The sequence below is a fragment of the Bacillus sp. LL01 genome, assembly GCF_001037965.1.
Genome location: NZ_LFEL01000041.1, coordinates 1 through 9,865, shown reverse-complemented (window position 1 = coordinate 9,865; position 9,865 = coordinate 1). Strand labels below are relative to the sequence as shown.

Below are 9,865 nucleotides of genomic sequence, written 5' to 3'. Positions count from 1 at the left end.
GACGGGGTGAAGGAAAAACCATCTTTTACTTCAAGTATTTTATGTCCCGTCAATATCATTTAAATTTAATAAATTGAAGTTGTCATATCCTATTTATCCCTCCGTATAGCGAGTAACTTCCTCAAAAAGAGAGATGAATCTCACTAGCATAGCCAACAATGACCAGATGATTAATTTCAATATTTTCATGCAACTTAGTAAAACATCCCTAACTAAATTTTTAGAAAATAAAAATTATATTGACTTATTAAAAAACTATAATATATAATATGACGTAATATAACGTTATATGACGTTATAAAAAATGGAGGTGTAGTTATGAAACAAGAACAGGGTTTATCAGTTAAAGAGGGGCAAGTGCAAATGAAGGTAGAACACGTAAAACAGATAAAAGAGGTAGTTAACGCGGTAAAAGCTAAAAATATCCAAAATGTATATTTTGTAGCATGTGGAGGCTCGATGGCTTCATTATCATTGGGTGAGTACTTTATTAGTAAAGAATCTTTAGTGCCGAGTTTTGTGTATACGTCAAATGAATTTATCCACCGCGATCCAAAAGTATTAGGAGAAAACAGTTTAGTCATTTTAAGATCTCATTCAGGCACTACTCCAGAGACAGTGAGTGCAGCAAGTTTTGCTAGAGAAAAAGGAGCATTGACTGTTGCTATATCAATGGATACAGAATCACCACTTTGTCAAGAGGCAGAGTATACTGTGCATTATAACTATAAAGATGGGGCGGACGCGTTAGATGGTGAAGTGGGAATATTCTATACGTTGATTTTTGAACTTTTGAATGTGTTTGCACCAGATGAAAAGTATTCACGTGTGGTCAACCAATTACCAAACCTAGAAAAGTTAATTAATAAGAATGTTGATCTTTTTTCTAAGGTTGCAGATGATTTTGGTAAAAAATACAAACGAGAAAAAATCATTTACACAATGGCCAGTGGAGCGTATATTCATCATGCATACTCATTTACAAGTTGCTTGTTAATGGAAATGTTATGGATTCACTCAAATGCCATTCATTCCGGAGAGTTTTTCCACGGACCTTTTGAAATTACAGATTTTGATGTTCCTTTTCTAGTTATTAAAGGTGAAGGAGCAAGTCGTCCTCTAGATGAAAGAGCGCTAGATTTTGTAAAGAAATATAGCAATAAAGTAGAAGTTATAGATATTGCGGATTTAGTCTTCGAGGGGATCGATGATGATTTAAAAGAGTACTTTGGTCCAGCTTTAGCAGGGGCAGTCACAAGATTATATGCTGATGGTTTAGCTGAGCATACAGGTCATCCGTTATCAGTAAGAAGATATATGTGGAAAATGGAGTATTAAGAAATTATACCCTCCGACCCTAATGATCYTAAAATGTCCAAGGTTTAATAAATGATAGAAAGGAGATTATTAATGAAAAAATTACTCGGCTTAGMGATTCTATTACTTCTTTTATCTTCTGTTGTTGTCGCGTGTAGTTCTGACAAAGGAGGCGCGAATAGTAGCAGTGCCAGTGTTGAAGAGGAAGTTGTCATTGACTTTTTTCATAGATGGCCGAATGAACCTAGAAAGTCATTTTATGATCAAAAAATTAAGGAGTACATGGAGGCAAATCCCAATGTCCATATTAATGTGGACGCAGTTCTAAATGATTCATATAAAGAAAAAATCAGAGTTTTAGTATCTAATGACAATTTACCAGATGTATTCACAGCATGGTCAGACTCGTTCGCACAAAATTTAGTTTCTTCTGAGCGAATGATGCCGCTAAATGATGTAATTAATGCTGATGAGGAATGGTCATCAAAAGTAATCGAATCTCAGTATAATGGGTTCACCTTTGACGATGTAACATATGGCATACCATTTACGGTGGATGGAAAAGCATTTTTCTATAATAAGACGATTTTTGAAGAGAATAATATCAATGTTCCACAAACTTATGATGAGTTTATTGAGGTGTTAGACCAATTGCAGGGAGCAGGTTATGATGAACCTTTGGTAGAGGGATTAACGAATACCTGGGCTATATCTCATTACCTTGGAACAATCTTCCAAAGAGTGGTAGAACCTTCTGTCTTGGAAAAAGATTATAATTTAGAGGGTACTAATTTTGAAGATGAAGGATATATAAGAGGGTTAGAAATCTTTCAAGAGTTAACTACCTATATGGGGGATGTATCTACAGCAATTGATCATGAGGCAGCCCGTAATATGTTTGGGAATGGTGAAGTACCAATCCTGTATATGCAATTTGCAGAAATTAAAATGGTAGAAGAGATTGGAAATGTTGACTTTGGATTTTTTGACTTTCCTACTGTTACAGACGGAAAAGGAGATCAGACTGCATTAACTGGTGCTCCTGAAGGGTGGATGTTGAGTAAAAATGCTCCAGAGGAAGCTGTAGACTTTTTGAAATTCTTAACATCTGAGGAAACGGCGTTTGAGTTTACACAAACAGATGGTCAATTAAATGCTATCAAAGGTGCTGTGACTACAGAAAATGTAAATGATACAAGTTTAGAAGCTTATGATATTATTGTGAATGCTTCATCTACTACACCTTGGTTTGATAATGCTGTCAATATAAACATTGCAGATATCTTTATGCGAGGTGGACAAGAGTTGGCGACTGGACAATCCACCCCAGAAGAGATTCTGAAACAAGTTCAAAGCAAAGCTGAAAGTCTTAAGTAGCTCTGGTTTAAGATTATATAAGTCCTAATGTTCGTTGAATATTAGGACTTATTAAATTGAAAAGAGGTGTAGATATGATCGCTAAGAAAATTCCGATTATTCCAATTATTTTCATTTTACCTACTATCTTATTTTTAGGGACCTTTATTTATTTTCCGCTCTTCCAAAATTTCTATAATAGTTTTTTTGATTTTAGTGTGTTCTCTCAAAAGAAAGAATTTATTGGATTTTCAGCTTATACTCAGTTGTTTCAAGATAATGTAGTAATGCCTGCATTAGTAAATAATATTAAATATGCGGTTATCTCTGTAGCTTTCCAAGTTATATTTGCTTTAATCCTTGCCACTATTTTAGAGGACAAATTGTTTAGAAATATAGCTCCTTTCTTACGAGTTATTTATTTCATACCTGTGATGATTTCCATTTCTGTCATTGCGTTATTGTTTGGTTTTATCTATAACCCACAAATGGGACTTTTAAACAGCTTTTTAGAACTAGTGGGCTTAGATAATTTAGCGATGCCTTGGTTAGGAAATGCTACAACTTCTATCTACGCAGTTATTGCAATGTCTCAATGGCAAAGTATTGGCTTTATCACTATGTTGTTTATTGTAGCTATTCAAAAGATCCCTAAAGATTTATATGAGGCAGCGGACATTGATGGTGCAGGAAAAATTAGAAAGTTCATTAGCATTACTGTTCCACAAGTGAAAGAAACGATGTTTGTAAATACTCTTATTACGATAACTGGGGCTWTGTTAGTTTTTAACGAACCTTATATATTGACAAATGGGGGACCGGGCTTTAGTTCTACAACCTTATCAGTTTATATGTACCAGCAAGGCTTTGTTAAGGATAATATGGGATATGCTTCGGTTATAGCTACATTAATTTTTATCCTAACAGCTATTTTTGCATTAATTCAGATTAGGGTTTCTGGGACAGGGAGGGATGATTAGAATGATTAAAACAAATACAAAAGAAGAATATTTGCAAGTAGACCCTGAAAAAAAACCTAAGATCAAACGAAAGTTACGTAGTAGAGTTTCCAAATATACAGTTCTTCTTGGGTTATTGTTATTTGCCTTTCTTATTATTTATCCCCTTTATTGGATGTTTATTTCTTCCATGAAGAGTTACGAGGAAATATATAATAATGTGTGGGGGCTTCCTTCAATATGGCATGTTGAGAATTATCTTACTGCTTGGTCTATGGGTATCTCTAGTTACTTTTTCAATAGTCTTTTTGTTACTGCAGTGACCATTTTATTAGTAGTAATCATTGGATCCATGGCCGCATTTACTTTATCAAGGTATAAATCCAAGTGGATAGATGCTGCGTTAATCTTTATTATCGGGGGGTTAATGATGAATCCACAAGTAGCCTTAATTCCATTATTTGAATTATTAACTTGGCTGGATTTGATTAATACACGATGGGCATTAATTTTAACATACGTGGCTTTTAGATTGCCTTTAGCTATTATTTTGTTGCGTGCATTCTTTTTAAGTATTCCAAGAGAGCTAGAAGAATCAGCAATTATAGATGGATGTACTGAATTTGGAATCTACACTAAAATCTACTTGCCGATGTCTATACCTATACTTGTTACTACGTTTGTTTTGACTGCTTTCTTCGCTTGGAATGAGTTTTTATTTGCTACAGTTTTTATTGATTCAGACGTATTGAAAACGATTCCATCTGGGTTAATGAATTTCAGAGACGCACTAAGAACGGACTGGGGAGTTTTACTGGCAGGGATGGTGATCGCGTCAATTCCTATGATTATTTTGCTCATCCTTCTACAAAAATATTTAGTCAGAGGTCTAGCAGAAGGGTCTGTGAAAGGATAATAAGACCACTTATGTGCATATAAAGATAGAATGATAGAAAGACATATTTTAAATGGGGAGGTTATTAAATGAATTTAATAGCTATTGGTGATAATGTAGTAGATTGTTATCTAGATCAAGAAAAGTACTATCCAGGTGGAAACTGTGTCAATGTTGCTGTAAACGCTAAAAGAAATGGAGCAGAAAATGTAGCTTATATTGGTATCTTTGGTACTGATGAAAAAGCAGAACACATAAAGTATGCTCTCAATAAAGAATCTATAGACTTTAAAGCTGCTCGGACTGCAGAGGGAATAAGTGGTCAGCCACAAGTATCTCTCACTACAGAGGGAGATAGAGTTTTTATAGGTGGACCCAAAAATACTGTACAACATTTATTGAAATTGCAACTTACTGATGAAGATTTAGACTTTATCTCTGATTATGATCTATGCCATGTTAGCTGCTACTCTTCTATGGAGAGTGAACTACCTAAACTCTCGAAAGTAATCGACATATCCTATGATTTTTCAAATAATTTAGACCTTGAGTATGTAGAGCTAGTAGCAAAACATATCAAGCATGCTTTCTTTTCAGTTGCGGAGTTAACTGACGAAGAATTAAAGCAATTTATGGATGAAATTAAAGTGTTTAACTTTGAGGTGGTGGCATTAACTAGAGGCAGTTTACCGGCTCTTTTTATAAAGGGTGATTATATTTATGAACAGAACCTACAACCAATAAAGGTTGTTGATACTATGGGGGCGGGAGATAGCTTAATTGCAGGGTTTTTAGTGAATTATATAAGTGGAGAGAATATGAGGGTTTCTCTAGAGAGAGCTACACATTCTGCAGAAAACACTTGTAAGATATATGGAGGATTTGGCTACCCGAGAGAGTTCTAAATAATTGTTTTCTAATTTCTCCTCGTGTAAAGTAAAAGAACAGTTGAAGCACAAATAATGTTAATAGGGGAGTTATTATGAAAAGTCGAGATATTAGTAATTTGGATAGTCCAATATTATTATATGAAGAAATTAAGGCAGGCATTAAAGACTTGATCAAAAGTAAAAATTTAAAGCCTGGAGAAAAAATTCCAACTGAATCGAATTTATGTGAATTATTTAATGTGAGTCGGATAACTATTCGAAGGGCTATTAAAGAATTGGTTGATGAAGGCATCATTGAAGTGATCAGAGGTAAAGGAACTTTTGTTAAGGCACCTAAAAAAGATTTGCACTTATTAAATTTAAAAGGTTATACAGAAGGATTATCAAATGTAGAAAATCATATAGAAAAAGAAATTTTATTAAAGAGAATCGTACGCGAAGATAATGAAATTTCTAAAGCTTTTTTACATGAACAAAACGAGTTTTTAGAGCTAGTACGTCTTGTAAAAGATTCAGATGGACCATTTAGTGTTGACTTCGCTTACTTACCTTTACAGCTTTACCCTGGAATTGAACCATTACTAACCAATAATATTTCTACATTCGAGCTTATAAGAGAGCATTACAAAGTGAAATTTAAGAAAGTGAAAAAAGAGATTGAATATGTTTTTCCGTCTCCTGAAATTTGTGATTATTTAGGCATAAGTAAGACATCACCTGTTATCTTAGTGAAGAAAACAATTTTTGGAATGGATCATACACCAGTCCACTTTTCTAAATATTATCTTTTAGGAGATAGGGTGAAATTTTATATTGAGGCAGATTATACAGATTAGACCCCATAGAAGTAAACCTTGAAATAATTATTTAAGTGCAGTCAGAATAATCTGGTTAAAAATAACCAGAAGGGTAGGTTCAAAATGGTGAAAGGGATCATTTTTGACTTTGATGGTTTAATATTGGATACCGAAACACACCAATATCTTTTACTGCAAGAGCTTTTTGCTGAATATGGAAGTGAGTTACCTATTGAACGGTGGCAACAAGAAATTGGTACACATTCAGGTTTTTCTCCTTTTCAATACTTGATTGAGAACATTCAACAAAAAATAGATCCTCATACTTTACAAAAACAGTTCAAAGAAAAGTTTCAGGATAAACTAATTGGGGAGAAAGCGAGAGCCGGAGTAGAGGAATATTTACAAGAAGCTAAAGAAATGGATTTGAAGATTGGCTTAGCATCTAGTTCAAGTTATCAATGGGTGTCCACTCATTTAGTGAATCTAAATATTATTGATTATTTTGATTGTATCAAAACCTCGGATGATGTAAAAAAGGTTAAGCCTGACCCAGCTTTGTACTTAGAAACTGCTAAAGAATTAGGACTTGCAGTGGAGGAGTGTTTGGTGTTTGAAGACTCTGCTAATGGAGCCATGGCTGCTAAAAAAGCAAAAATGAAATGTATAATTGTACCGAACCAAGTGACTCATACGATGGATTTTTGTATGGTTGAACACAGGTTGCAGTCTATGAGTGACATGTCTCTGAAAGAAGTAATAGCTTATATCAACAAATAGGGTAGATGCTTGTTGCCCCTGGAATGTGGTGAATACGGAGGCCACCCCCTTACCTCGAAATCTCAATTATTAAGTGCAAGACTCTGCATTAAACCTTGCAAAGTTCTGCACTTTTATTCTGTAATAAACAACGTAGGCTTCGGGAAGTTAGATCAGGTTTCCTTCTTATTAATGGTTGTTGATTAGACACTAGGGATTGAAGAGACATCTACAATAATTAATGTCTTAGGAATGGGGCTTAAACTGAAAGAGAGTTTTATGAGCGATAAAACATTGACTAAAGAAGACGTACGATTTTATTTGGATATGATTGATTCTATTTATAGTTCCTCTAAACCTAAGAATGGTAAATTAAAGCCTTACTACTCCCTGTTCAAGGAACCAAATTCAACAGGCTACAAACGGTTCATTCATGTCTATCTTGCCTATAGAGATTGTTTGAAAGAAAGGGAAAAAAATCATACTAGATTTACAAAATGGACTAAAAGGTGAGGTTCCATCACTTAAGGAAATGGGAGATATCATAGGCCTTTCGCGCTAATACGCAATAAGTCAGAACATATTATAGCCAAGTAGATTTTAAAATCTTTAGCTAGCTTAGAACCGAAAAAACAAAAGCAATCTTTTCCTAAAATTATGGCGGCTCAACCAGATAAAGTATTAGTGCAAATAGGACGAGAGATTCGTTCTTATGAAGCAGTTGGGCATTATTTCAATCAGTATTTCCCCAACCTCTATTAAAATCGTATAAAGTCAGAAAAACTACTTATCTATTTGTGGCAGGAGAATGAATTAGATCATCGTCAAAAAGCAATAAATGTCTTATGTATGAAAAAAGAAGACTTTTATTGGGATTAACCTATTGGGTCTCTTGTGGTCAACTCCGCTAAATTTCTTTTAAGAACAAAATCGTGTTTTTAAATTCTAAAAGGTGATTGATGTGGAAAGGTGCTATCATAACCATAATAATCCCATTCCCTTCACAGGTGTGGGGTATTTTTTGTATTTATTTTTAGAAAGGTCTTTGAGTACCAATCACTTGTACGTCTAGTATTGCGCATTGAAAAGACTGCGATAATCACCTGGATTATCGCAGTCTTATTGATGAAATAATTTTAATCGCACCCGCCACCGCCGCCAGACGAACTGCCTGAATCACCGTAATAGCTAGACTTAGAGCTGCTTGAACAAGGAGTATTGTCATTCGCATTGCTGCCGGTAACGGGGACATCTGAAGTCACCTGATGTTGGGGTGAATGACTGACATGAGCCCTCCTAGAAACATTACTTGCAATCACGATAATGATCACGATCATGACAAAGCCAAATACAAACATTAAACCAAGCGGCATATAATCACTCCTTTGCTTATTACACCTATTATAGCATTTATTGGATAGTGAGTTTCTAGCATGTTGAGTACTATTTAAAGCATAATTGCCTCTTTTATTAGTAAAGTCATATCTAATTCAGCGACATGGGCGATAATCGTATTTTGTTAGCTGAATAAGTGGTAACAGAAAATTTTGTGCATACAGCTACAAAAAACTGACTTTCTTCTTTTTAATATAGAAGAAAGGCAGTTTAGGACTTATATGAATTAGCTGTTTATTTCTCGACTTCACCAGGCTCAGTCTCTAATTGAGAGATTTCTGCAATAATGTGTGATACGTCTGTGTTATCAAGCACACCATTGAATCGCTCTGCACCTAAACCCGTAGCGAACACAGGAACCATGTTACCAGTGTGGCCGCCAGTTGAACTTGCTGCGCGAATCTCACGGTTCATGACACCAGCTTGATAATGGTCGGCGATAAAGCTTCCAATTTCCCATGCTTGCTCATGTGGGAATCGTAGTTCGCCTTCGTCATCGTAAATATACTCATTGAACGCCTCTACCTCTTCATCGCTTAGAGCGAATCCTGAATACTCTTCAACGATAGATTGAACACTATCAGCTAAGTAGACACCATTTTCTTCATCAAACTCAAACTGACTTACCATGTATTCTGGAGAAGCCGATACATTGCGTAATGCTTCTTTATCCATTACCTCAGAAGCAGCAATACCCATTGTCTCGTGGTCTGCAAGAACGATAAGTAACGTATCATCACGACCTTCCATCCAGCTTAAGACATCGGCAACAGTATTATCGAATTCAATTGTTTCTTGCCATACACTTGTGATATCAGCAGCATGAGAGGCGTGGTCAATTCGTGCTCCTTCTACCATTAAGAAGAATCCATTTTCATGTTGAGACAGCATATCTAGAGCGACATCTGTCATCTCGTTTAATGTTGGTTCATTTGACTMATACAGATCCATATCAACTTTATAGTTCATGAAAGCAGGGTGAAATAACCCTAATAAGCGTTCAGGTGAATCTGCTGCTAATAATTCATCACGATCGGTTACGACAGTGTATCCTTTTTCTTCAAACATCTCGACTAAATCATCACCGTCTTGGCGATCAGGCTGAAAGTAGTTTGAGCCACCACCAAGCATGAGGTCATACTCTCTTTCAAAAAGTTGACGGGCGATCTCGTCTTGACCAGCACGCGTTTCAACATTTGCTGTGAAGGCAGCCGGGGTTGCATCTGTTACAGTATTGTTCGATATAATCCCAACTTGCTTCCCATCATTGCGGAAGAGTTCCGAGATACTAGCAACACTCTCACCATCTGGATTTACACCAATCATCCCGTTGTCGGTCTTAGTTGATGTAGCTATAGCGGTACCAGCAGCAGCGGAATCCGTTACCCAGTTATTAGCTGAATAAGTACGCAAAAGAGCTGTATGCTCTAAAGACTCCATATGTAGTTCGCCTTCTTTTCCATACTCTAGCAGTCTAGCAACTTCGATTTGTCCAAG

General features: G+C 35.7%; 10 protein-coding genes. 8 read left to right on the top strand and 2 right to left on the bottom strand.

Features of this window, described 5'->3' with window-relative positions; genetic code table 11:
- Positions 1–318 precede the first annotated feature (318 nt).
- The 8 genes from AB685_RS23040 to AB685_RS31815 all read left to right on the top strand — a co-directional run bounded on the left by AB685_RS23040 (position 319) and on the right by AB685_RS31815 (position 7,486).
- Positions 319–1,338 carry an SIS domain-containing protein gene (locus tag AB685_RS23040; protein ID WP_241773368.1) on the top strand — a complete coding sequence of 340 codons (1,020 nt, stop codon included), beginning with the start codon at positions 319–321 and terminating at the stop codon, positions 1,336–1,338.
- A 72-nt stretch (positions 1,339–1,410) separates the two neighbouring features.
- Positions 1,411–2,694 carry an extracellular solute-binding protein gene (locus AB685_RS23035; protein ID WP_047972915.1) on the top strand — a complete coding sequence of 428 codons (1,284 nt, stop codon included), beginning with the start codon at positions 1,411–1,413 and terminating at the stop codon, positions 2,692–2,694.
- 74 nt (positions 2,695–2,768) lie between these two features.
- Positions 2,769–3,653 carry a sugar ABC transporter permease gene (locus AB685_RS23030; protein ID WP_082153737.1) on the top strand — a complete coding sequence of 295 codons (885 nt, stop codon included), beginning with the start codon at positions 2,769–2,771 and terminating at the stop codon, positions 3,651–3,653.
- Positions 3,646–4,548, top strand: coding sequence for a carbohydrate ABC transporter permease (locus AB685_RS23025; protein WP_047972914.1), 903 nt, complete (start codon positions 3,646–3,648; stop codon positions 4,546–4,548). The genes AB685_RS23030 and AB685_RS23025 overlap by 8 nt, the downstream gene beginning before the upstream one ends.
- A gap of 68 nt (positions 4,549–4,616) precedes the next feature.
- On the top strand, positions 4,617–5,432 hold the full coding sequence (locus AB685_RS23020) for a PfkB family carbohydrate kinase (protein ID WP_047972913.1): 816 nt from the start codon (positions 4,617–4,619) through the stop codon (positions 5,430–5,432).
- Positions 5,433–5,509: 77 nt separating this feature from the next.
- A complete protein-coding gene (locus tag AB685_RS23015; protein ID WP_047972912.1) occupies positions 5,510–6,253 on the top strand; it encodes a GntR family transcriptional regulator in 744 nt (247 codons plus the stop codon).
- Between the two features lie 84 nt (positions 6,254–6,337).
- Positions 6,338–6,994 carry an HAD-IA family hydrolase gene (locus AB685_RS23010; RefSeq protein WP_047972911.1) on the top strand — a complete coding sequence of 219 codons (657 nt, stop codon included), beginning with the start codon at positions 6,338–6,340 and terminating at the stop codon, positions 6,992–6,994.
- Positions 6,995–7,252: 258 nt separating this feature from the next.
- Complete coding sequence (locus AB685_RS31815; protein WP_047972910.1) at positions 7,253–7,486, top strand: hypothetical protein; 234 nt, start codon at positions 7,253–7,255, stop codon at positions 7,484–7,486.
- 623 nt (positions 7,487–8,109) lie between these two features.
- Here the strand turns inward: AB685_RS31815 and AB685_RS31810 are convergent.
- Together AB685_RS31810 and AB685_RS23000 are read right to left on the bottom strand one after the other, a co-directional pair.
- Positions 8,110–8,346 (bottom strand): hypothetical protein, encoded by a 237-nt coding sequence (locus AB685_RS31810; RefSeq protein ID WP_198530570.1) that lies wholly within the window; start codon positions 8,344–8,346, stop codon positions 8,110–8,112.
- A 256-nt stretch (positions 8,347–8,602) separates the two neighbouring features.
- A partial coding sequence (locus tag AB685_RS23000) for an alkaline phosphatase (RefSeq protein WP_047972909.1) occupies positions 8,603–9,865 on the bottom strand: 1,263 nt, incomplete at its 5' end.